Below are 23,159 nucleotides of genomic sequence, written 5' to 3'. Positions count from 1 at the left end.
AATGAGTAACGATGGATATTACTGAGTTTTATCAAACATTTTTTGATGAAGCAGATGAGTTGTTAGCTGATATGGAACAGCATTTACTGTTACTTGATCCAGAAAATCCAGATCAAGAACAGATGAATGCGATTTTCCGTAGTGCACACTCCATAAAAGGAGGAGCTGCAACATTTGGCTTCGTTAAACTTCAACAGACCACTCATGTGCTTGAAAACTTGCTCGATAGTGCAAGACGTCATGAGATGGCGCTCACCGACGACATTATTAACCTGTTTCTGGAAGCGAAAGATATTATGCAACAGCAATTGGATGCACATAAAAACTCACAAGAACCTGATGAGGAAACATTTAACTATATTTGTGAGAAGTTGCGTCAGCTGGCTCTCGATGTAAAAGAAGAACAATCAGCTCCTCATGTTGAGGCCGTTGCTGGATCTGAAACTTCAGTTTTACATGTCACTGAGACTGAAACTTCTGCCTCATCATCGGATGTTGATAGTGTACAAAATGACGCCATAGTAGCAGAAACATCGAAAATGGCTGCTGATGGACATTATTACCATCACATTATTTTGTCTGATCTTAAAGAGACCGATATTGATTTAATGCTTGATGAATTAAAACATCTTGGGGAAGTCAGCCAAGTTGAAAAACAACATCATGGCCTTGAGGCAATATTAAAAACAACCGCAACCGAAGAAGATATTAGTGCGGTACTCTGTTTTGTGATTGAGCCCGAACAAATCTCGTTTAGACAAAATACTACGACAGAAGAAACGGTAGAGCATATTGCGACATTAGAAGAGTGTGAAATATCTGCTGATGATGCTCATATTGAAGAACAAGTTGAGCAACCAGCGCCCGTTCAATCTGTTATTGCTGAGAAAGTAACACCATCAGAACCAGTTAAAACACCAACTGCGACAGTATCTGCACCTGCAAAAAGGCCAGCCACTGCACCAACACCTAAAACAGAATCAACCAGTATTCGTGTTGCGGTTGAAAAAGTTGATCAACTTATCAACTTAGTTGGTGAATTGGTTATCACACAATCAATGTTGGCTCAGCATAGCGATAGCCTTGAACCGTCTATATACAGCGATTTGTTAAGTTGTATTGCACAACTGCAACGCAATTCTCGTGATCTGCAAGAATCTGTGATGTCGATTCGTATGATGCCAATGGAATATGTATTTAGCCGATTCCCGCGAGTTGTCCGTGATTTAGCAGGAAAAATGAATAAAAAAGTTGAGCTAAACATGATTGGTAGCTCGACCGAACTTGATAAAAGTTTAATTGAAAAAATTATCGATCCACTGACTCACTTAGTCCGAAATAGCCTTGATCATGGTATTGAAATGCCAGCAGATCGCGTTGCTGTTGGTAAGCCAGAAGCAGGACAATTAACATTGTCTGCGGAGCATCAAGGCGGCAATATTTGTATTGAAGTGACTGATGATGGTGCAGGATTAAATCGTGAACGAATTTTGAAAAAAGCCATTTCTTCAGGGCTTTCAGTTTCTGAAAATATGAGCAACGAAGAAGTTGCTATGCTTATTTTTGCACCTGGGTTCTCAACCGCAGAAGTTGTGACTGATGTTTCTGGTCGTGGTGTGGGTATGGATGTTGTGAAACGAAATATCCAAGAGATGGGTGGTCAAATTCAAATTAGTTTTGAAGTGGGCAAAGGAACTCGTATTCGTATTTTACTGCCACTTACATTAGCTATTTTGGATGGTATGTCAGTTAAAGTACAAGACGAAGTCTTTATTCTGCCATTAGGTACAGTAGTCAGTTCTTTACAACCTGAAGAGGATGATATTTATCCATTAGCTGGTGATGAGAAGTTATTGCAAGTAAGAGGAGAATATTTACCTCTTATTGAATTGCATCGTACTTTTAATATTGAAGGTGCTCAAACAGATATTACTCAAGCAATTGCGGTTATCGTACAAAGTGCCGGACGCCGTTATGCTTTATTGGTAGATAAATTAGTTGGTCAGCATCAAGTTGTCGTTAAAAATATAGAAAGCAATTACCGAAAAGTACCGGGTATTTCTGCCGCAACAATTATGGGCGATGGTAGTGTGGCTTTAATTCTTGATGTACCAGAATTACAACGCTTAAGTCATACACAAATGACAAATAAGAAAAAGAATACAACTGCAAGCGCAGTCATTTAATAGTGAGGATAAAATAAGATTATGGCTTCGGAACATTTCGAGAAATTATCCGGTGAAACTGTTGGACAAGGATTTCTAATTTTTACGCTGGGTGACGAAGAATATGGAATTGATATTTTAAAGGTTCAAGAAATTCGCGGATATGATCAAGTTACTCGTATTGCTAATTCACCTAGCTTTATTAAAGGGGTAACAAATTTACGGGGCGTTATTGTTCCGATTGTTGATCTGCGTATTAAATTTTCACAAGAAAGTGTAACTTATAATGACAATACTGTTGTTATTGTGGTTAACTTATTAAATCGAATTGTAGGAATTGTTGTTGATGGTGTTTCTGACGTTCTTACGCTAAAGCCAGAGCAAATCTGCCCTGCGCCGGAGTTTGCGGTCACAATGTCTACAGAGTATTTAACAGGCTTAGGTACTTTAGATGAAAGAATGCTTATTCTTGTTGATATTGAGAAATTACTCAATAGTGAAGAAATGGAATTAGTTGATAGCGCAACAATTCAAGCTAAATAAGTTTTTATTTTTTAAAAAAATAATCTAAATACTGTTCCGGTAAGCTTGCCGGAATAGCTATTTCTGTCTTTTTTATTTTATTAGCGAGTGCTAAAGCATTAAATTAACTTTAAGGTAAATTTAAAGATAAAAAAGAACTGTTAATTTGAGTTAAGTTCTATTTTATTATTTATTAATTTATAAGTAGCTATCACCAAGTTGTAATATTTTTCTACTGACGGAAATAAATATAAAGTTTTTTATACTTATAATTTTAATTAAAAACAAGTATTACCATCGCTTTTTAATGGGGCAAAAACGTGACTAAGACGAAATGAAACCTATAAAGTTTCTCTTAAGTCTGCCGATAACTTGCTCATTACCATTTATTATAAAAAAGGGAAACTATGTTTAGCCGAATGAAAATAGTGACTGGATTATTATCCATTCTTCTGTTGTTTGGTGTTTTGCAATTTATCTCCGGGGGAGTTTTTTACTCAAATATTATTGAGACAAGAAATGACCTGAATAAAACACTAACAATACAGGATCAACGTGAGCGCCTAGACGAAAGTTGGGCTAACTTACTCCAAGCTCGTAATAATATTAATCGCGCTGCGATTAGCTTTTTATTACAAGATAAAAACCTGAATGTGGATGATTCTCTTTCTGTTGACTATCTCACGGGTCTTGCTCGTAAAAATATGTCTCGTGCAGATGAGAAATTTAAAGAATTTGAAAAAAACATTACCGCTTATCAAGTTCACTCAGAAGATGATGTTCGTAGCCTAAAAGGGCGTTTTATCGAATATTTCTCTGCATTAAATCAATTGGAAATTTTACTTCAAGATCAGAATTTAAAAGATTTTTTTGAGCAACCAACGACAGGTTATCAAGATGCTTTTTATAAAGAATATCTTGCCTACGTTATGCGTAATGAGAAGTTTAATGATGAATTAAACGTGGCATTAGAAGCCTCTCACCAACGTACTGTTATCACAATGGTTGTTTTAGCCATTATCGTTATCTCTGCATTAATTTTATGCTGGTTTGCGTTACGTAATGCCTTGATTAGACCATTAAATTCACTTCTATTAAGTATTAAAACCTTCTCTGAAGGCGATTTACGTCCAAATATTGAAGTGAATGGCCGTAATGAAATGAGCTTGTTAGCAAATGGCTTAAAGCATATGCAACAAGAGCTTATTCAAACCGTTCGTGGAGTCTATCAGAGTACAGAAAATATTTATAACAGCACGAGTGAAATTGCGGCTGGAAATAATGATCTATCTGCACGTACCGAAGAGCAAGTGGCTTCATTAGAAGAAACCGCTGCTAGCATGGAACAGTTAACGGCAACCGTAAAACAGAATGCAGATAACGCTCGTCAAGCAAGTAACCTTGCTAATGATGCCTCAGATATCGCTCGTCAAGGCGGAAAAGTTGTTGCTAATGTGGTGCAAACAATGCACGACATAGCCGGAAGTTCTCAGAAAATCACCGATATTACTGCAGTTATCGATGGTATTGCATTCCAGACCAATATTTTGGCACTGAATGCGGCCGTTGAAGCAGCAAGAGCCGGTGAGCATGGTCGCGGATTTGCGGTAGTTGCCGGTGAAGTTCGTAACCTTGCACAGAGAAGTGCAGAAGCTGCTAAAGAAATAAAAACACTGATTGAAGATTCTGTAAGTCGTACTGAAACTGGCTCTGTGCTCGTTGAAAGTGCGGGTGAGACGATGACGCGTATTGTGGACTCCGTAACTCGTGTTACTGACATCATGGGCGAAATCGCTTCTGCATCAGATGAACAAAGCCGAGGTATTTCACAAGTTGGCCTTGCGGTGTCTGAAATGGATCGCGTCACTCAGCAAAATGCCTCTTTAGTAGAACAATCTGCAGCCGCTGCTGCTGGTCTTGAAGATCAAGCAGTTGCATTAACCCGCTTAGTTTCAATCTTCAAATTACCGGGTCAGGAAGAAAAAACGCTAGAAAGAAAGGAATCGGATGCAACCCCTGTAGTTAAAGCCGCTGCTCCACTTATAAAACCAGGAACCTCAGAAAAGAAAAAGAGCAGCAGTGTTGAAGATCCCGCTAACTGGGAAACTTTCTAACAACAACAAGTGGCTGACAAGCGGTGGCTTTTTACCACCGCTTTAAACGAGGTGAAGGCATGTTTAGGTTTCGCAAATTAAAGATATCCACCAGTCTATATTTATTACTGATGATGTTTTGCGTTATGCAGGTGATTTCTAGTGGTATTTCGCTAGGAATTATCCATTTGAATAACGAACAGATCACCAGAGTTGATTTAGATACATCTAAGCGAGATGAGTTAGGATTAAGTTGGGCATCTTTAATACAAACACGTAATGCGATTAATCGTGTTGCTATCGCAGTGAAAACTGAACAGTCAACGGATTATATTCAATCTATTGAATCAATAGCACTTTCACGCTTGGAAACGGCGAATGCTCATTTTCAAAATTTCCTTGCCGAAATAAATAAAGAGGCAATACCGACAGAAGAAAAAGAAATCGTTGAAGCGGTGAAAAATGATTACCACGTTTTATATGGTGCATTAACTGAATTACATAACATGTTAAAAAACGATAATTTCCAAGGTTTTTTAGATCAACCAACGGAACGTTATCAAACGGCAATGGAAAATTCATTTAACACTTATATGAATTATGTGCAGACAGAAATTACAGAATCGATAGAGCAAGGACATCGTTCTTATACTATCGCTATCTTAATGTTTATCGGCGCAATAGCGATGGTTATTGTTGTGTCAATCGCGGCTCACCGTTGGCTAAGTTTTAATATCATTAAACCTTTCGCAAGTTTAAGCCGTTATTTTAATGATGTTGCGACTGGTAAATTAAATCGTGAAATTCTTGTATTTACAGATGATGAAATAGGGGATGTGTTTAGACAATTACGAGATATGCGTGGTGAGCTAGCGCGTTCTATTCGTATTGTTCGAGATAACAGCCACGCTATGCATTCTGGCATTCAAGAAATTTCTAAAGGAAATACGGATTTATCCTCAAGAACTGAACAACAAGCTGCTTCATTAGAAGAAACTGCGGCAAGCATGGAAGAGTTAACAGCGACGGTAAAACAAAATGCTGATAACGCCCTACAAGCAAGTAAGCTCGCAGAATCTGCTTCTGAGACAGCCATGCGTGGTGGTCAAATTACGCATAGTGTTGTTGAAACCATGGATGCGATTACACAAAGTTCTCAAAAGATAGGAGCTATTATCAGTGTGATTGATGGTATTGCGTTCCAAACCAATATATTAGCACTTAATGCGGCCGTTGAAGCTGCACGCGCAGGCGAACAAGGACGAGGATTCTCTGTTGTTGCTGGAGAGGTTCGTAATCTTGCTCAACGTAGTGCTGATGCTGCAAAAGAAATCAAATTATTGATTGATGAATCTGTTTTACGAGTCTCTCAAGGTTCTCAACTCGTTAATAATGCAGGGCAGACAATGGAGGAACTCGTCACATCAGTAAATAAAGTCACTGAATTAATGGCAGAAATCGCCTCAGCTTCTGATGAACAAAGTAGAGGTATTCACCAAGTCGCTGATGCAGTCAGTCAGATGGATCAGGTGACACAGCAAAACGCTGCTTTGGTGGAGCAATCAGCATCTGCTGCCGCAGCATTGGAAGATCAGGCTAATAACCTTGTTGATGCTGTATCGGCATTCGAGTTGCCTGACACGGATGAGAGTAATACCTCTTCATCCCTAGAAGGTAATGGGTTGAAAAAAGCAGATAAAAAATCATTTTTTAAAAAGACCCATTAAAAAACAATGAAACGTAATGTTACTGAAGTCTTATCAGATATCGCTGCTCAACCGTTGGATATTTTTACTCAACGGTTCATGTTGTCCGATGATCAGTTCCAATCTATATGCCAATTGATTTATCAAAAGGCAGGTATTGTGCTGACTAACAACAAAAGGGAGATGGTTTATAACCGTCTCACTAGGAGGTTACGTGAATTACGGATGAATAACTTTGGTGACTATCTTGCGTTTCTTAAAAGTGATGTACGCAACCCTGAATGGCAAGAGTTTGTTAATGCTTTAACTACGAATCTCACTGCATTTTTCAGGGAAGCACATCACTTTCCTATTTTGGCAAAACATGCCAGAAAAAGAGCAGGAGCAGGGGGCGTCTACCGAGTATGGTGTGCAGCTGCATCTACTGGAGAAGAGCCTTATTCAATTGCGATGACTTTACGCGATGTTTTTGGGAATAACCCTTATAAAACCAAAATTATTGCCAGCGATATCGATACAAATGTGTTGGATAAAGCACGAAAAGGTGTTTACCGACAAGAAGAGCTTAAAACATTAAATGATGAATATTTGAAAAAATATTTTCTCAAAGGTGTCGGCGATTTTGAAGGATACGTAAAAATTAGACCACAAATCAGTGAAATGGTCTCTTTTCAGTATTTGAATCTACTCGACAAGCAATGGGATTTAGAAGGCAGTTTTGATGCGATTTTTTGTCGTAATGTCATGATTTATTTTGATAAAACGACACAACAAACCTTACTTAACCGCTTTACCTCATTACTTAAACCAGACGGAATGCTGTTTGTTGGGCATTCTGAAAATGTAAGCCAGCTTAGCAAGGATTTCTACTTGCATGGGCATACCGTTTACGGGCTGACACCAGCAAGGAGAGGTTATGAATAAAATAACGGTACTCTGTGTTGATGATTCGGCGCTAATGCGCCAAATCATGCGAGAAATCATCAACAGTCATAGCGATATGGAAGTTGTTGATTGTGCACCAGATCCTATAGTGGCTCGTGACTTAATAAAAAAGTACAACCCACAGGTATTAACGTTAGACGTTGAAATGCCACGTATGGATGGTATTGATTTCTTGGAAAAACTGATGCGATTAAGACCGATGCCTGTCGTTATGGTTTCATCATTAACAGCTAAAGGCTCAGAAGTAACGCTAAAAGCGTTAGAACTGGGTGCTGTTGATTTTGTGACTAAACCACAGCTTGGTTTACGTGAAGGTATGCTCGCTTATAGTGAACTGATTGCAGAGAAAATTCGTGCAGCCGCTCTTGCACGAATTAGTCGGCGCGAAGTTCATGTAGTGCCTTCTAAATCATTGTCATTTACACCGATGATTTCGAGTGAAAAGTTGATTGCTGTAGGTGCATCAACTGGTGGCACAGAGGCTATTCGTAATTTTCTAGAACCATTACCTGTTACCAGCCCAGCGGTGTTGATTACACAACATATGCCAGCAGGGTTTACACACTCATTTGCAGAACGATTAAATCGTTTATGTCAAATCAGTGTAAAAGAAGCTGAAGATGGAGAACGTGTATTACCAGGGCATGCGTATGTTGCGCCGGGTGATTATCACATGGAGCTTCGTCGCAATGGTGCTAACTACCAGATCCACATTAATAAAGAACCTGCAGTAAACCGCCATCGTCCTTCAGTCGATGTACTATTTCGTTCAGTTGCAAAATATGCGGGGCGTAATGCCATTGGCGTTATTTTAACTGGAATGGGAAGTGATGGTGCTGCTGGGTTATTAGAAATGCGTCAAGCAGGAAGTTATACCTTTGCACAAGATGAAGCGAGTTGTGTCGTCTTTGGTATGCCTCGAGCTGCGGTTGAAATAGGCGCAGTTGATGAGGTGAAAAGTATAAGCTCAATGAGTAAAGCGGTACTGATGAAAATCAGTAGCACGCAATCATTGCGTATCTGATTAAGTTCAGTTTAAAAAGCAACACAGTAATTTGCCGATATATTTTGAAGGAGTTTTCAATGGCAAGTAAGGATCTGAAATTTTTAGTGGTTGATGATTTTTCAACAATGCGCCGCATAGTTCGTAATTTGCTAAAGGAATTAGGATTTACGAATGTAGAAGAAGCAGAAGATGGTGCTGACGCGTTAGCTAAATTACGCAATTCGGCAATTGATTTTGTGATAACAGACTGGAACATGCCAAATATGGATGGTCTAGAGCTTCTTAAAAATATTCGTAGTGATGCGGGACTTGCAGCAACACCAGTATTAATGGTGACCGCTGAAGCTAAAAAAGAAAATATCATTGCAGCAGCGCAAGCCGGTGCAAGTGGGTATGTTGTTAAACCTTTTACAGCAGCAATTCTTGAAGAAAAACTAAATAAAATTTTTGAAAAACTGGGCATCTAAGGAGTCGCAATGAGTGGGAATCCAATTATGCCGAAAGATAATATTGAAATGACATCTGATATTATCAGCCGGATCGGACAATTGACGCGGATGTTGCGCGACAGTTTGCGAGAATTAGGATTGGATAAAGCAATAGCCGAAGCAGCAGAAGCCATCCCTGACGCTAGGGAACGATTGGATTATGTTGCTCAAATGACCGCTCAGGCAGCTGAGCGTACATTGAACTGTGTCGAAGCTGCGCAGCCTAAACAGGATGCGTTAAGTGCCGATGCGACTAAGCTTACTGAACGTTGGGACCAATGGTTTGAACAGCCAGAAGAGCTGAAAGATGTACGCTCTCTTGTAACAGATACCCGCAATTATTTGCGGGATATCCCTGAGAGTACGGCTTTTACTAACAGTCAGTTACTGGAAATTATGATGGCACAGGATTTCCAAGATCTGACAGGTCAGGTGATTAAGCGCATGATGAGTGTCGTTCAAGAAATTGAAAAGCAACTCGTGATGGTATTAATGGAAAACCTGCCACCAGAGCAACTTGAAAAGTCTAATGTGAAAAAAGAGACTGATTCTTTATTAAATGGTCCACAGGTTAATAAAAACAATGCTGGTGTGATCAAAAACCAAGATCAAGTTGATGATTTGCTAGAAAGTCTAGGTTTTTAACCTGTGATGAGTTTTAGGGCGATAAGGACGTTGAGATATGCAGGACGCATTCGCTCTATGCTCTGCTCTTTTAGGATGGTGTACTTTATGGATAAAAAATCACGTAATAACGCTTTGATAGCTCACGCTATTGAAGAAAATGTAAGCCGCTTTTTTTAAGCGGCTTTCGATGTTGCTTAAATCAGGATCAATATAAGAAAGTACATTATTTTCTGTGAATTTCGCTGATTTCCTTATAATTAGCGACAATACTGCCTTTATTGTTATTTTTATCATTAGATTGGTTTCTAATCTCCTACCGCCATAGCCCAAAAAGCCCCGTAAATTTGCGATTGTTCAGCCCATCAATTTCCTCTGAATTTGTCATGCTTAGAGTCATTTCATTCATGCTTTTAATCTCATTATCTAAATCGGACAGACTGTGGCTGAAGATAGCGATCTCGAAAAAACAGAAGACCCCACACCCCATAAACGGGAAAAAGCTAAAAAGGATGGACAAATTGTCCGTTCTAAAGAGCTTTCATCCGTTTTAATGATCTTGGGGGGTGTGAGTTTGCTGTGGATGAGTGGTGGATTTATCACTCGTGGGCTACATGCCATGTTAACGGAAGGATTTACATTTAATCATCACCTTATTGGTAATGAGAATTTGTTGATCCCTCGATTTGGTAGCTTGATTAAACAAGCTGTTTTTGCGTTATCACCTGTGTTTTTTGGTTTAGTGCTTGTGGCAATTGGTGGCTCTGCTTTATTAGGTGGGATTAACTTTAGTAGTAAATCTATTAAGTTTGATCCGAAAAAATGGAACCCTATTTCTGGGTTAAAACGTATATTTTCAATGAATGCGTTAGCAGAGTTATTTAAAGCGATACTAAAATCAACCTTTGTGGGGATCGCGGCAACCGTTTTTTTATGGCACAACTGGAACGATATTCTTCATCTGATCACACTTCCTCCGCTTAGTGCATTAGCCAATGCGATGCAATTGCTGATTTTTGCTGTCTACATTACGGTTTTTATGCTGATCCCGATGGTGGCATTCGACATTATTTTCCAAATCCGTAGCCATCTGAAAAAGCTACGTATGACGCGCCAAGAAATTAAAGACGAATTTAAACAGCAAGAGGGTGATCCTCAACTTAAAGCGCGTATTCGTCAGCAACAACATGCTATGTCTCGCCGTCGAATGATGGCTGATGTACCGAAGGCTGACGTTATTGTTACGAACCCAACACACTATGCTGTCGCATTGCAATATAACGACAAAATGACCGCACCTAAAGTGTTAGCGAAAGGTGCAGGGGCTATTGCGTTAAAAATTAAAGAGATTGGTGCAGAAAATCGAATTCCGCTTCTAGAAGCGCCACCGCTTGCTAGGGCGTTATATCGTCACAGTGAAATAGGCCATGCAATACCTTCAACCCTTTATGCCGCGGTTGCAGAGGTACTTGCATGGGTTTATCAACTGAAACGATGGAAAACCGAAGGTGGTTTAAAACCTAAACAACCTATGAACTTGCCAGTGCCTCCCGCACTGGACTTTGCTGGAGAAGATAATCGTCATGGCTAATTTGGCCTCATTACTCCGCTTGCCGGGAAATTGGAAAAGTTCTCAGTGGCAGATACTGGCAGGGCCAGTGCTTATCTTGTTGATACTGTCAATGATGGTATTGCCATTGCCACCTTTTCTATTGGATTTATTATTTACCTTTAATATCGCACTTTCGATCATGGTGCTGTTAGTGGCAATGTTTACAAAGCGTACTTTAGACTTTGCTGCTTTCCCGACTATTTTGCTGTTTACCACGTTGTTACGTTTATCATTAAACGTTGCTTCAACGCGTATCATCTTAATGGAAGGACATACAGGGCCAGAAGCTGCTGGGCGCGTTGTTGAGGCCTTTGGCCATTTCCTTGTTGGCGGTAACTTTGCTATCGGTATTGTGGTCTTTATCATCCTTATTTTGATTAACTTTATGGTTATCACCAAGGGTGCGGGACGTATTGCTGAAGTGGGTGCTCGTTTTGTATTAGATGGAATGCCGGGTAAACAGATGGCAATCGATGCTGATCTGAATGCGGGCATTATTAACGAAGATGAAGCTAAAAAACGTCGTAAAGAAGTTTCATTAGAATCTGACTTTTACGGCTCAATGGATGGTGCGAGTAAATTCGTTCGTGGTGACGCCATCGCAGGCTTAATGATCCTTGTGATTAACGTGGTGGGGGGCCTTATCGTCGGTGTCGCTCAACACGGAATGGCGTTAAACGATGCAGCAACGACTTATACTCTTTTAACCATCGGTGATGGTCTGGTTGCTCAAATCCCAGCATTGATTATCTCAACAGCAGCGGGTGTTATTGTTACTCGTGTTGCAACAGATGAAGATGTTGGGCAACAAATGGTGACCCAACTATTTGATAATCCTCGTGTACTGATGTTAACAGCTGGGGTGTTAGGCTTGTTAGGTTTAGTCCCTGGAATGCCTAACTTTGTTTTCCTCTTCTTCACTGCAGCATTAGGCGGATTGGGTTGGTATATCTTACGTCGTAACGCTAACCCTGAAGTGCAACAACAAAAAGAGATGGAAGAAGTTGAGAAGCAAAACCGTGTTGTTGAAGCGTCATGGGAAGATGTGCAACTGGAAGATCCATTAGCGATGGAAGTGGGATATCGCTTAATTCCAATGGTAGATAACCGCCAAAATGGTGAGTTATTAGGACGAATTAGCGGTATTCGTAAAAAGTTTGCTCAAGAGACAGGCTACCTCCCTCCTGTTGTTCATATTCGTGACAATATGGAATTAAGACCTTCTTCTTACCGTATTTTGATGAAAGGGGTTGAAATTGGTCATGGAGAAGCGCATCCGGGTCGTTGGTTAGCAATTAATCCGGGTAATGCAGTCGGCTCTTTAGACGGTGATATCACTCAAGAGCCAGCTTTTGGTTTACCCGCAGTTTGGATTGATGACAGTTTAAGAGAGCAAGCACAGGTTCAAGGCTATACTGTTGTTGCGGCAAGTACCGTTATTGCAACGCACTTTAACCATGCATTAACGAAATACGCATCAGAACTATTTGGTCGCCAAGAAGCACAAATGTTATTTGATAGGGTCAGTAAAGAGCTCCCTAAAATGACAGAAAATATGATCCCAGATATGCTTTCACTCACAGTGTTGCATAAGGTATTGCAAAATCTGCTTTCTGAGCAAGTGCCTATTCGTGATATGAGAACCATATTAGAAGCCTTAGCAGAGCATGCACCAGAACAAAAAGATCCGGCCGAATTAACGGCAGTGGTTCGTGTTGCACTTCGCCGTGCGATTACACAACACTGGTTTGGTGATCAAGATGAAATCCAGGTGATTGGTTTAGATGCAAGCTTAGAACGTATTTTGGTTCAAGCAATGCAAAGTGGTGGTGGATTAGAGCCGGGTCTTGCTGAAAATATTGAACAACAAGCGGCAGATGCTGTACGCCATCAAGAGATGTCTGGTGGTGCTCCAGTATTATTAGTGAATCACACATTGCGTTCATTACTTTCACGCTTCTTACGGCGTAGTTTGCCACAATTGGCGGTGTTATCGAATATGGAAATTAGTGAAGGTCGCCGCATCCGTATGACATCAATGATTGGTGGGCAACCACATTAATTATTTTCGTTGATATACCGTTATCTACCGCTAAGGCCACTTTATTAAGTGGCCTTTTTTATATTGATAGACATGAAGAGGGATGTGTTCGCGCTTTTATTTATGATAAAAGGTGAAGCAGGTACATCAATAAATAGGTGGTTTGATGATGTTATGAAAAGTGCAGTAATGATTTGAATAATAAAGGAATAAAGACTCAAGTAACAGTGGAAACGTAGATAAGAGAAATAAAGTGTTACGAGAAGAAGATAGATAATAGTGATGTATAGTGGCTTAAAGTTAATAACGTTTTATCAATAAAGAAAAACGCCATCAAGATTGATGGCGTATCATGTGAATTCTAATAATTATCGAGAAAACCTAAACCTGAATTTTTCGCCCAGCTAATGTAGAGCGCTGTGCTTGACCATCAGAACCATAAAGGGTTGGGCTGTGGTTCTTCTGCAAAAAACGGATAGCATCACTATTACGAGAAATATGTTGCTCTAATAGTAATCCGTTATGTTGATTAAGATGTTTTAGCTCCGCCGTAATATCCATTATCTGTATCCATAAATCAGATAAGAATGGTAATCCGGTGTAAGGTTTTTCTACACCAGCTTGTAAGCTTAGCGTATGACGCTGTTGGTCTGTATGACCTAAAGCCGACAAGACAAAATTCTTCTGTTCAGTAACTTCGTGAAGTGCATTGATATCAATGTTACCTGCACACAATAACTGTTGTTCAGCACGTAGAATACTGGCAATAGTATTGAGCTGTGATAATTGAAGATCTAAAGTCTGGCGGAGTTCTTCCATCATAATCATTAAAATATTATTGAGTTATGCTTTCAGCAGCTTCACGGAAAAGAGCATCCGCGATTTTACCGCTGTCCATGGTTAAGGTTCCGTTGGCAATTGCTTCTTTTAAACGAGCAACTTTCTCAACGTTTATGTCTTTATTTCCAGGCTGAACAAGTTTTTTCTGTGCTTCACTTAATTTAACCGAAGTGTCACCTGTTGCAGTTTTTTGTTCAGTTGTTCCCGATTTACGTGAGCCCTGTGTAACTTCACCTGGGTTACGTTGTGCAATTGCGTTAATCGGAAGCAGTGGATTTGCGCGTTCAATACTCATAGGAAAATCCTTTGTTAGGCATCAATTAATAGTCAGATGAAGCCATTGTAAAACAACCTATGTGTTTTCGCCTATCATCTTGGTTCTTTATATCGGCTGTAGAATCAAAAACTTTAATGTTACTCGTCATACTTTAAGCTGTAGCGTTGTTGGCTACATTCACTCGCACTAGTCACATACTTATGTATGCTCCTAGCGACTCATTCATTTGCCGCCTAGCTACAACTTAAATTATTTAGAGCAGCTACTGGCTAGCGATAGCTTAAATTATTTAGAGCAGCTACTGGCGATGCTTTAAATTTGCGCTTAGTGATAGCTTGAATTATTTAGAGTAAAAAATGTAACACAAGAGAGTTTACCTTGGCTTGCCATAACTGAAACGGGTAACAAGCAATTCAATATAGGCTTATTCTGCTTATCAGCTTTTTAATTTATTAAAGTGGGATGCGAACAGAGCCATTTTCAAGTGCTTCACCAGTGACGATTTGTCCTGATTTTACTCTTACTCGGATCGTTTCATTGGCCACGGCGTTGTTTACCGCTTTGCCCTCATAACGGATCTGAAAGTGAGGACCTTGTGCAAATACCGTTACTGTTTGCCCTGCTAAAATTGCCCAAGGGCGACGAACCATGGTTGATGTTAAGGGTTTACCTGCGGATATTTGTCTCATCGCAATCGCATTTTTAATTAATGCGGGATCGCGCAATACATCATAAGGCTGTTTTTCTAACTCGCCTGTTGTCATGCTGACAGCAGATGTTTCAATGATGTCATCACGATTAATATCTTTTTTTGCGATTAAGTATTTACCTTTAACGCTAACATCAACTTGAATAAAACGACGTTGTTTATCACATTGAATGGGAATTGAAAGACGTCCCCAATTGCGAGAACCTGCGTGGCGTTGGATCTCTTGTGTTTGACACACGGGCCATTTCTCTTCAGGTGTTAAAACTGTAACTGTTACTTTATCGCCTTGTTGATGAAGCGCGACAAAGAAATCTTGTAGTTCTTCAGGGAGTGATTTAGCGATACTTACATTCACCATAAAGAAAAAAGAAAACAGACCGATAAGAGTTTTAACTAACATAGTTTGTATCACCTTACAGAGTTGATGCTAATTGTGCATTTGTACTTATTTAGCCAGCACAGTGTACATCGTCTCTACACGCCTTAAACGCATAAATAGCAATCCAATTTACGCCTATTCCTCCAATCATCTTTTTTTTGAGCGTTTATTCTGTCAACTGAAATTGTTTTATCAGCTGAGGTAAGTGGCTTAGCCACCAAGGATAGAAGATGCTCAATAAATTAGAAAATACGTTTCATTTTCAACAAGAAGCGCTCTCAATACGCAATAAACGCCAAGAAATCCTCGCTGCGAATATCGCGAACGCAGATACCCCAGGCTTTCAGGCTCGTGATATTGATTTTGCTTCTGAATTGAAAAAAACCATTGAAAACGGACGTACTGGTAGTCATGGCATGCAATTAGCGATGACATCAGAGCGCCATATCCCAATCAAACCCGGTTACCGCTTAGAGGCAGACTTACTCTATCGTGTGCCTCATCAAACTGCGATGGATGGTAATACTGTGGATATGGACATGGAACGTAGTAATTTTGCTGACAATAGCCTTAAGTATCAGGCTGATGTGACATTTATTAATTCACAAGTTAAAAGCATGATGTCTGTATTGCAACAGTAAGGTAAAGAGCATGTCTTTATTTAGTATTTTTGATATTTCAAGTTCAGCACTTTCAGCGCAATCACAACGTTTAAACGTGAGTGCCAGCAATATGGCAAACGCCGACAGTGTTGCGGGTCCAGATGGCGACCCTTATCGTGCAAAGCAGGTTGTTTTTCAGGTAAATGCACCAGCCGGCCAAGAAATTGGTGGCGTGCGTGTCACCGAGGTAGTGGATGATCCAGCCCCATTTCGTATGGAATATCAGCCAGGGCATCCTTTTGCCGATGAAAAAGGATATGTACGTATGCCGAATGTTGATGTCGTGGGTGAAATGATTAATACCATCTCTGCTTCTCGTAGCTATCAAGCTAACGTTGAAGTCATGAATACGGCAAAATCACTGATGCAAAAAACACTGATGATAGGTCAATAGGGAGAATAAATTGTGGGTATTTCCTCCTCAATGAATGAACCTTATGATAATACCATTATCGGGGATGCACCTTCTTCATACCATACGAAAAAAAGTGGTAGTGATGATATTAAAGGGAATTTCCTGACACTTCTCATCACCCAGATGAAAAATCAAGACCCAACAAACCCAATGCAAAATAATGAGTTAACATCTCAGTTAGCTCAAATTTCGACCGTTGAAGGTATAGAAACACTGAATAAAACAGTGAATAACATTGTTGGGCAAATTGATCAAAGTCAGGCATTGCGAGCATCTTCCTTAGTTGGTCGTGGTGTCATGGTCGCAGGGAATAAAATTGTTGTCTTTCAGCCAACCGATGGTAAAGATGAGACTGAAAAACCCGGTGACGGGGATGACACAATTCCAACACCTGATACTCAAAATGAAAAAACACGTCAGCAAATGGGAACGTATAAAGCAGATGATACGGACCCAAATACCCCTGATAGTGAACACCTTTTTTCAACACCTTTTGGTTTTGAATTACTCAGTCCAACCGATTCTCTTACGATAAACATCACCAATGCGAGTGGTGTGACTGTTCGTACGATCAATATGGACAAAAAGATGCTACCGGATGTTTATAACTTCTCTTGGGATTGTACAGATGAAGATGATAATCCTGTTCCAACAGGAAGCTATAAATTTACCGTTAACGCCACGCTTAATGATGCTCAGGTCCCTGTTAAGACACTGAATTATGCGCTGGTGAATAGTGTGTCCATGGTGGATGGTGGTGCCCGCCTTGATGTTGGCTTAGGTAATACCGTTTCATTGGATGAAATTCGTCAGGTTCTTTAACTAACACATATTCAACTTGGAGGGCGCATGTCCTTTTCACAAGCAGTAAGTGGTTTAAACGCAGCAGCCGCAAACTTAGATACTATCGGTAACAATATTTCTAACTCAGCAACCTACGGTTTTAAAGGTGCAAGTGTTTCTTTTGCAGACGTTTTTGCAGGATCTGGTGCAGGTCTAGGTGTTAAAGTTGCAGGTATTAGCCAAAACTTTAAAGATGGTAGTATCACAACGACTAACCGTCCTACAGACGTGGCGATTTCTGGCGGTGGTTTTTTCCGTATTGAAGATCAAAACGGTGGCGTTTTTTATTCACGTAATGGTGAATTCGGTAAAGATAAAAATGGTTTCCTGACCAATATGCAAGGTATGCGTGTAACAGGTTATCCAGTACAAAGCGTTGATGGTAAAAACGTGGTTCAAAAAGGGGCAACGCCAACACCTATTGTTATTCCTACTGATATGATGAATGCAAGTGCAACCGATAAAGTAGATATGACGGTTAACTTGAACTCAGCTGAAGAAGTAATTGATCAAACAACTCATGCGTTTGATCCTAAAGATAATGATTCTTATAACTTCAGTACTAACGTAACGACTTACGATAGCTTAGGTAATGAACATAACCTGAACTTATTCTTTGTAAAAACAAAAGATAATGAATGGGAAGTTCATGCTCAAGACTCCACAACAGGTGAGCCGGCTCAAAATCTAGGCAAGTTAGTTTATAAAAATAACGGTGTATTAGACGAAGCGGCAACCAGCATTAATAATTTCACTACCGTATCTTATAAAGGTTCAGAAACCATGAGTATGGCAATGAACTTTACAGGTAGTACCCAACAGAAAGTTGCTGAATCAAGCGTATCTAAATTAGCGCAAAACGGTTATCAAGCGGGTGAATTCACCAACTTCCGTATTGAGCAAGATGGCTCAATCATGGCGACCTACTCAAACCAACAAAGCCAAGTTGTCGGTCAAATCGCATTAGCTAACTTTGCAAATGCAGGTGGCTTAAGTTCACAAGGCGACAATATGTGGTCTGAAACTAACGGTTCAGGTTCACCGATCGTCGGTGTTGCAGGCTCTGGTGTATTCGGCAAATTAACCAATAACGCATTAGAAGCGTCTAACGTTGATATGAGCCAAGAGTTAGTCAACATGATCGTTGCTCAACGTAACTATCAATCAAATGCACAAACCATCAAGACTCAGGATCAAATCCTGCAGACTCTGGTTAGCTTGCGCTAATAACGCCGGAAATAATCTGTTATGGATCATGTGATTTATACCGCGATGGGCGGCGCCAGACACTCGATGGAAAATCAAGCTGTCGTGGCGAACAACTTAGCAAACGCATCAACGCCTGGATTCAAAGCGCAGCTTAGTGCAATGCGAGCCGTACCTGTCAATGGCGATACCTTACCAACTCGTACATTAACGGTAGCTTCAACGCCTGGTAGCGATCAGAGTCAAGGAACGATGAACTATACCGGCAGATCAATGGATGTTGCATTAAGTGATAACGGTTATTTGGCTGTTCAGCTTGATGACGGCACCGAAGCCTATACCCGAAACGGAAACATCCAACGTAATGCAGATGGCATGTTGATGGTGCAAGGACGTTTGTTAATGGGGGATAACGGTGCGATTGAAGTACCTCCTCAGGCAAATGTCAGTATTGCTAATAACGGTATTGTGACTGCGCATGTTCCCACTGATCCGCCAAAAATGTTGGGTCAGATTGGTCGTTTAAAAATGGTAAAACCAGAGCAAAACGACTTAGTTCGTGGTGATGATGGATTGTTCCATTTATCACCGAAAGGAACAGCGCGTGCTGGTGAGGAATTACCTGCGGATGATAGCGTGAAGGTGTTAGCTGGTGTGTTAGAAGGCAGTAATGTTAATCCAGCAGAAGCCATGGTCGATATGATAGCAAACGCAAGACGTTTCGAAATGCAAATGAAGGTTATTCATAGCGCTGATGAAAATGCGCAAAAGGCTAACCAACTGCTATCACTGAGTTAAATAGTGTAAGGGGAAAACCATGATCCGTTCTTTATGGATTGCTAAAACTGGGTTGGATGCACAACAGACAAACATGGATGTGATTTCCAACAACCTCGCAAACGTCAGCACCAATGGCTTTAAACGTCAACGTGCGGTTTTCGAAGATTTACTGTATCAAACAATTCGTCAACCAGGTGCGATGACTTCTGAACAGACTAATGCACCTTCAGGTTTACAAATTGGTACGGGTGTTCGTCCGGTTGCGACCGAACGTTTACATAGCCAAGGTAACTTAGCGCCAACAAACGGAACTCGTGATGTGGCTATCAAAGGACAGGGTTTTTTCCATGTTCAGTTACCTGATGGCACAGACGCTTATACCCGTGATGGTGCATTCCAAATGGACCAAAATGGCCAATTAGTGACAACCAGTGGTTTCCAAGTTGTACCCGCCATTATTTTGCCTGATACCGCAAAGAAAGTGATGATTGGTCGTGATGGTACAGTTAGCGTTGAGATGGAAGGTGATCCTGCGCCACAACAAGTAGGCCAATTGACACTAACTACCTTTATTAATGACAGCGGATTAGAAAGTGTGGGTGAAAACTTGTACTTAGAAACCGCAAGTTCTGGCGCACCAACTGAAAATGCCCCGGGTATCAATGGCGCAGGCTTGTTGTATCAGGGATATGTTGAAACCTCTAACGTTAACGTGGCTGAAGAGTTGGTCAATATGATCCAAACTCAACGTGCTTATGAAATTAACAGTAAAGCGATTTCAACATCAGACCAGATGTTACAGAAACTAACGCAACTCTAATTTTGTTTGTTCATTAGCCTGACAGGATTTCCTGTCAGGCGTATTACTAAAAGAGTATCGAAGATGGATACAAAGGTCATTACTGACAATTCTGGGGCAAGAAAGCTTAGTGTCAGATGGCGTCGTCATCAACGTTTAGGTACCGCCCTGTTGGTACTGACACTGTCGGGATGCGCATATATACCCAAAAAATCGTTAGTAGAAGGTAACACAACTGCGGTTCCAACGGCACCAACGGCACCTGCGCCTAATGGCTCTATTTTTCAGTCAGCTCAGCCTGTTTATTTTGGCTATCAGCCTCTATTTGAAGATAGACGCCCTCGAAATATCGGTGACACGTTGACTATCACGTTGCAAGAAAATGTCAGTGCAAGCAAAAACTCATCTGCGAATGCAAGTCGTAATGGCAAAGCTGGGTTCCTTGCTTCGATTACGCCAAGGTTCTTGGAAGGATTGTTTGGTAATAGCCGTGCTGATATGGGTATGGAAGGAAACAGTGATTTTGGCGGTAAAGGTGGCGCAAATGCGAACAATACCTTTAAAGGCACCATTACTGTGACTGTCGATCAACTTCTCGCCAATGGAAACCTGCACGTTATTGGTGAAAAGCAAATTGCTATCAATCAAGGTACTGAATTTATTCGTTTTTCAGGTGTTGTGAATCCAAGAACTATCAGTGGTGCCAATACCGTAAATTCAACCCAAGTTGCTGATGCTCGTATTGAATATATCGGAGACGGTTATATCAATGAAGCACAGTCTATGGGATGGCTACAACGCTTCTTCTTAAATGTATCACCTTTTTAATGAGTAGGGTCCAGATGAAAAAAATAGCGATGAGCCTTTTCTTTATCGTGATGACATGTGTCGGTTTTTCCGCCCATGCTGAACGGATCAGAGATCTCACCTCTGTTGAAGGGGTAAGAGAAAATGCGCTGATTGGTTATGGTTTAGTGGTGGGATTAGATGGGACGGGCGACCAAACAATGCAAACCCCGTTTACCACACAAAGTCTGAATAACATGCTCTCACAATTGGGGATCACAGTACCACCCGGCACCAATATGCAATTGAAAAACGTTGCTGCGGTGATGGTAACAGCAAAATTACCGCCTTTTGGTCGTACAGGGCAATCAATCGACGTCGTTGTTTCATCATTAGGTAATGCAAAAAGCTTACGTGGTGGTACGTTGCTGATGACACCACTCAAAGGTGTTGATAATCAGATTTATGCTTTGGCTCAAGGTAATATTGTGGTTGGGGGAGCTGGTGCATCCGCAGGCGGTAATAGCGTTAAAGTTAACCAATTGGCGGGTGGGCGTATTAGTAGCGGAGCAATTATTGAACGCGAATTACCATCACAATTTGGTCAAACAGGTCTGTTGAACTTGCAACTGAATGAAGAAAACTTCACGTTGGCACAACATATCTCTGATACCGTTAATAAATTAAGAGGTGTGGGTACCGCGATCCCTTTAGATGCTCGTACAGTTCAACTACGTGTTCCTGTTGGTAAAAGTGAACAAGTACGTTTCTTGGCTGAAGTTCAAAATCTCGAAATTAAACGAGTTATTGCAGATGCAAAAGTGATCATTAATGCAAGAACGGGTTCTGTTGTTATGAATCGCGATGTGACATTAGGAAGCTGTGCGATTGCACAAGGCAACCTTTCTGTCACGGTTGATAGCCAAGTGAATGTAAGTCAGCCTAATACTCCATTTGCGGGTGGTAGCACTGTTGTAACACGTAATACGAGTGTGAATATGAGTGAACAAGGTGGCTCATTACAGCAAGTGAATGCAAGCGCAAGTCTAAACGAAGTGATCCGTACATTAAATGCATTAGGTGCAACACCGACTGATTTAATGTCGATATTGCAGGCAATGGAAAGCGCGGGTTGCTTACGTGCGAGATTGGAGATTATCTGATGAAAGATTTATCTCTGCTTTCTTCAATGCCAACGATGTCAGCGCCGGCATATGACAGTAATGCATTGAATAAACTTAAATATCAGGTCGGGCAAAATGCTGATCAACAAGGACTGCGCCAAGTGGCGCAGCAACTTGAAGGTGTTTTTGTTCAAATGATGTTAAAGAGCATGCGCGATGCAATACCTCAAGAGAGCATGTTTAATTCAGAAAGTACCAAAATGTACACCTCACTTTATGATCAACAAATCTCTCAAGACTTATCACAAAAAGGCTTGGGCTTTGCTGACATGATAGAAAAGCAGCTTTCTGCAAAAGTGACGATGGAACCGAGTGAGATGGCTGGAAAAACGCCAATGCCATTAGATGGCAGTGATATTTTTCAATCCATGCCAACGCAAGCCTTGGGGCAAATGTACCGAGCAATGCAGCCTTACCAAAATACAATTGAAAGTACGATTGGTAAGCTTAAAGGGTTATCTGAAAGCAGTGCTTCTTTTGCATCTAAATTGTTAGGGCCTGCTAAACAAGCGACAGAAGGCACAGGTGTACACCATCTTTTAGTTGTTGCTCAAGCGGCGCTGGAATCGGGTTGGGGTAAACGTGAAATTCTAACGGGTGAAGGTAAGCCAAGTTATAATCTGTTTGGTATTAAAGCAGGAAATAGTTGGAAAGGGCCTGTCACAAATATTATGACAACCGAAGTGATTGACGGTAAGTCAATTAAAATGCGTGATAATTTCCGCGTTTATGGCTCTTATGTTGAAGCTATTCAAGATTATCTCCGATTGATTACTGAAAGCCCTCGTTACGCTAAAGTGCCTCAAGCTCAAACTCCAGAACAAGCTGCTTATCGCATCCAAGAAGCGGGTTATGCCACCGATCCTGGTTATGCGAAAAAACTGGTTTCAATTATTGGTCAATTAAAAGGAAGCGGTGAGCAAGTTGCTAAAACCTATACTCACGATTTAAGCGATCTATTTTAATGCTTTCCCCTCAAGTTTGGAGGGGAAGTACCGATAATAAAGACCAGAGCATTCATTCCAATTTGCCAGCTATGCTCCGTGCATACGGGTGATGACTAAACGTAAAAGGATA

Annotated in this window: 22 protein-coding genes; 19 read left to right on the top strand and 3 right to left on the bottom strand. The window is 40.7% G+C overall.

The annotated features are described in order from the left end of the window. Positions 1-11: 11 nt before the first annotated feature. The 10 genes from cheA to flhA all read left to right on the top strand — a co-directional run bounded on the left by cheA (position 12) and on the right by flhA (position 13,223). Entirely contained in the window at positions 12-2,186 is a 2,175-nt protein-coding gene (gene cheA / locus GTH24_RS12185; protein WP_164526462.1) for a chemotaxis protein CheA, read from the top strand. 21 nt (positions 2,187-2,207) lie between these two features. Continuing rightward, positions 2,208-2,708 (top strand): chemotaxis protein CheW, encoded by a 501-nt coding sequence (gene cheW, locus GTH24_RS12180; RefSeq protein WP_023581802.1) that lies wholly within the window; start codon positions 2,208-2,210, stop codon positions 2,706-2,708. A gap of 386 nt (positions 2,709-3,094) precedes the next feature. Continuing rightward, positions 3,095-4,801 carry a methyl-accepting chemotaxis protein gene (locus tag GTH24_RS12175; RefSeq protein WP_072068537.1) on the top strand — a complete coding sequence of 569 codons (1,707 nt, stop codon included), beginning with the start codon at positions 3,095-3,097 and terminating at the stop codon, positions 4,799-4,801. A 59-nt stretch (positions 4,802-4,860) separates the two neighbouring features. Next, complete coding sequence (locus tag GTH24_RS12170; RefSeq protein WP_072068536.1) at positions 4,861-6,507, top strand: methyl-accepting chemotaxis protein; 1,647 nt, start codon at positions 4,861-4,863, stop codon at positions 6,505-6,507. 6 nt (positions 6,508-6,513) lie between these two features. Beyond that, positions 6,514-7,410 carry a protein-glutamate O-methyltransferase CheR gene (gene cheR / locus GTH24_RS12165; RefSeq protein WP_072068535.1) on the top strand — a complete coding sequence of 299 codons (897 nt, stop codon included), beginning with the start codon at positions 6,514-6,516 and terminating at the stop codon, positions 7,408-7,410. Continuing rightward, entirely contained in the window at positions 7,403-8,455 is a 1,053-nt protein-coding gene (locus tag GTH24_RS12160) for a protein-glutamate methylesterase/protein-glutamine glutaminase (RefSeq protein ID WP_072068534.1), read from the top strand. The genes cheR and GTH24_RS12160 overlap by 8 nt, the downstream gene beginning before the upstream one ends. Before the next feature lie 59 nt (positions 8,456-8,514). Continuing rightward, a complete protein-coding gene (gene cheY / locus GTH24_RS12155; protein ID WP_023581807.1) occupies positions 8,515-8,904 on the top strand; it encodes a chemotaxis response regulator CheY in 390 nt (129 codons plus the stop codon). A 9-nt stretch (positions 8,905-8,913) separates the two neighbouring features. Then, positions 8,914-9,570 (top strand): protein phosphatase CheZ, encoded by a 657-nt coding sequence (gene cheZ / locus GTH24_RS12150; RefSeq protein WP_023581808.1) that lies wholly within the window; start codon positions 8,914-8,916, stop codon positions 9,568-9,570. A gap of 421 nt (positions 9,571-9,991) precedes the next feature. Next, a complete protein-coding gene (flhB, locus tag GTH24_RS12145) occupies positions 9,992-11,140 on the top strand; it encodes a flagellar biosynthesis protein FlhB (RefSeq protein WP_072068533.1) in 1,149 nt (382 codons plus the stop codon). Continuing rightward, positions 11,133-13,223 (top strand): flagellar biosynthesis protein FlhA, encoded by a 2,091-nt coding sequence (gene flhA / locus GTH24_RS12140; protein ID WP_072068532.1) that lies wholly within the window; start codon positions 11,133-11,135, stop codon positions 13,221-13,223. The genes flhB and flhA overlap by 8 nt, the downstream gene beginning before the upstream one ends. Before the next feature lie 360 nt (positions 13,224-13,583). On the opposite strand, the gene GTH24_RS12135 is transcribed toward flhA, so the two are convergent. From GTH24_RS12135 to flgA, 3 genes are all read right to left on the bottom strand, one after another. After that, a complete protein-coding gene (locus GTH24_RS12135) occupies positions 13,584-14,021 on the bottom strand; it encodes a flagella synthesis protein FlgN (protein ID WP_072068531.1) in 438 nt (145 codons plus the stop codon). A 16-nt stretch (positions 14,022-14,037) separates the two neighbouring features. Beyond that, complete coding sequence (flgM, locus tag GTH24_RS12130) at positions 14,038-14,337, bottom strand: flagellar biosynthesis anti-sigma factor FlgM (protein WP_036935733.1); 300 nt, start codon at positions 14,335-14,337, stop codon at positions 14,038-14,040. 434 nt (positions 14,338-14,771) lie between these two features. Next, positions 14,772-15,428, bottom strand: a complete 657-nt coding sequence (flgA, locus tag GTH24_RS12125) for a flagellar basal body P-ring formation chaperone FlgA (protein WP_072068530.1) — start codon at positions 15,426-15,428, stop codon at positions 14,772-14,774. Positions 15,429-15,637: 209 nt separating this feature from the next. Here flgA and flgB point away from each other — a divergent pair, with 209 nt between their 5' ends. From flgB to flgJ, 9 genes are all read left to right on the top strand, one after another. Further along, positions 15,638-16,048 (top strand): flagellar basal body rod protein FlgB, encoded by a 411-nt coding sequence (gene flgB / locus GTH24_RS12120; RefSeq protein WP_164526461.1) that lies wholly within the window; start codon positions 15,638-15,640, stop codon positions 16,046-16,048. A 10-nt stretch (positions 16,049-16,058) separates the two neighbouring features. Next, positions 16,059-16,463, top strand: a complete 405-nt coding sequence (gene flgC, locus GTH24_RS12115; protein WP_023581815.1) for a flagellar basal body rod protein FlgC — start codon at positions 16,059-16,061, stop codon at positions 16,461-16,463. 12 nt (positions 16,464-16,475) lie between these two features. After that, the gene (locus GTH24_RS12110; RefSeq protein ID WP_072068528.1) at positions 16,476-17,306 is read left to right on the top strand and encodes a flagellar hook assembly protein FlgD; all 831 of its coding nucleotides are present in this window, start codon (positions 16,476-16,478) and stop codon (positions 17,304-17,306) included. A gap of 27 nt (positions 17,307-17,333) precedes the next feature. Continuing rightward, a complete protein-coding gene (gene flgE, locus GTH24_RS12105; RefSeq protein WP_072068527.1) occupies positions 17,334-18,554 on the top strand; it encodes a flagellar hook protein FlgE in 1,221 nt (406 codons plus the stop codon). Positions 18,555-18,575: 21 nt separating this feature from the next. Beyond that, a complete protein-coding gene (locus GTH24_RS12100; protein WP_072068526.1) occupies positions 18,576-19,331 on the top strand; it encodes a flagellar basal body rod protein FlgF in 756 nt (251 codons plus the stop codon). 19 nt (positions 19,332-19,350) lie between these two features. Further along, on the top strand, positions 19,351-20,133 hold the full coding sequence (flgG, locus tag GTH24_RS12095) for a flagellar basal-body rod protein FlgG (RefSeq protein WP_072068525.1): 783 nt from the start codon (positions 19,351-19,353) through the stop codon (positions 20,131-20,133). A 63-nt stretch (positions 20,134-20,196) separates the two neighbouring features. Next, a complete protein-coding gene (locus tag GTH24_RS12090; protein WP_072068524.1) occupies positions 20,197-20,940 on the top strand; it encodes a flagellar basal body L-ring protein FlgH in 744 nt (247 codons plus the stop codon). A 14-nt stretch (positions 20,941-20,954) separates the two neighbouring features. Beyond that, entirely contained in the window at positions 20,955-22,061 is a 1,107-nt protein-coding gene (locus GTH24_RS12085; RefSeq protein ID WP_072068523.1) for a flagellar basal body P-ring protein FlgI, read from the top strand. Beyond that, on the top strand, positions 22,061-23,047 hold the full coding sequence (flgJ, locus tag GTH24_RS12080) for a flagellar assembly peptidoglycan hydrolase FlgJ (protein ID WP_072068522.1): 987 nt from the start codon (positions 22,061-22,063) through the stop codon (positions 23,045-23,047). Before GTH24_RS12085 ends, flgJ begins: the two co-directional genes overlap by 1 nt. The last annotated feature ends 112 nt before the right edge of the window (positions 23,048-23,159 follow it).

Source organism: Proteus vulgaris (assembly GCF_011045815.1).
In the GTDB taxonomy this organism is placed as follows: Bacteria; Pseudomonadota; Gammaproteobacteria; order Enterobacterales; family Enterobacteriaceae; genus Proteus; species Proteus vulgaris_B.
The sequence above is the reverse complement of the archived record's forward strand: the minus strand, read 5'-3'. Positions and strand labels throughout refer to the sequence as shown.

Excerpts from the sequence above, each read along its gene's own strand:
- GTH24_RS12170 (WP_072068536.1), top strand. The coding sequence starts at position 4,861 with ATGTTTAGGTTTCGCAAATTAAAGATATCCACCAGTCTATATTTATTA.
- GTH24_RS12175 (WP_072068537.1), top strand. The coding sequence starts at position 3,095 with ATGTTTAGCCGAATGAAAATAGTGACTGGATTATTATCCATTCTTCTG.
- flgB (WP_164526461.1), top strand. The coding sequence starts at position 15,638 with ATGCTCAATAAATTAGAAAATACGTTTCATTTTCAACAAGAAGCGCTC.
- flgJ (WP_072068522.1), top strand. The coding sequence starts at position 22,061 with ATGAAAGATTTATCTCTGCTTTCTTCAATGCCAACGATGTCAGCGCCG.
- GTH24_RS12085 (WP_072068523.1), top strand. The coding sequence starts at position 20,955 with ATGAAAAAAATAGCGATGAGCCTTTTCTTTATCGTGATGACATGTGTC.
- GTH24_RS12100 (WP_072068526.1), top strand. The coding sequence starts at position 18,576 with ATGGATCATGTGATTTATACCGCGATGGGCGGCGCCAGACACTCGATG.
- flgE (WP_072068527.1), top strand. The coding sequence starts at position 17,334 with ATGTCCTTTTCACAAGCAGTAAGTGGTTTAAACGCAGCAGCCGCAAAC.
- GTH24_RS12135 (WP_072068531.1), bottom strand. The coding sequence starts at position 14,021 with ATGGAAGAACTCCGCCAGACTTTAGATCTTCAATTATCACAGCTCAAT.
- cheZ (WP_023581808.1), top strand. The coding sequence starts at position 8,914 with ATGAGTGGGAATCCAATTATGCCGAAAGATAATATTGAAATGACATCT.
- flhA (WP_072068532.1), top strand. The coding sequence starts at position 11,133 with ATGGCTAATTTGGCCTCATTACTCCGCTTGCCGGGAAATTGGAAAAGT.
- flgC (WP_023581815.1), top strand. The coding sequence starts at position 16,059 with ATGTCTTTATTTAGTATTTTTGATATTTCAAGTTCAGCACTTTCAGCG.
- cheA (WP_164526462.1), top strand. The coding sequence starts at position 12 with ATGGATATTACTGAGTTTTATCAAACATTTTTTGATGAAGCAGATGAG.
- GTH24_RS12090 (WP_072068524.1), top strand. The coding sequence starts at position 20,197 with ATGGATACAAAGGTCATTACTGACAATTCTGGGGCAAGAAAGCTTAGT.
- flgG (WP_072068525.1), top strand. The coding sequence starts at position 19,351 with ATGATCCGTTCTTTATGGATTGCTAAAACTGGGTTGGATGCACAACAG.
- cheY (WP_023581807.1), top strand. The coding sequence starts at position 8,515 with ATGGCAAGTAAGGATCTGAAATTTTTAGTGGTTGATGATTTTTCAACA.
- GTH24_RS12160 (WP_072068534.1), top strand. The coding sequence starts at position 7,403 with ATGAATAAAATAACGGTACTCTGTGTTGATGATTCGGCGCTAATGCGC.
- cheR (WP_072068535.1), top strand. The coding sequence starts at position 6,514 with ATGAAACGTAATGTTACTGAAGTCTTATCAGATATCGCTGCTCAACCG.
- cheW (WP_023581802.1), top strand. The coding sequence starts at position 2,208 with ATGGCTTCGGAACATTTCGAGAAATTATCCGGTGAAACTGTTGGACAA.
- flgM (WP_036935733.1), bottom strand. The coding sequence starts at position 14,337 with ATGAGTATTGAACGCGCAAATCCACTGCTTCCGATTAACGCAATTGCA.
- flgA (WP_072068530.1), bottom strand. The coding sequence starts at position 15,428 with ATGTTAGTTAAAACTCTTATCGGTCTGTTTTCTTTTTTCTTTATGGTG.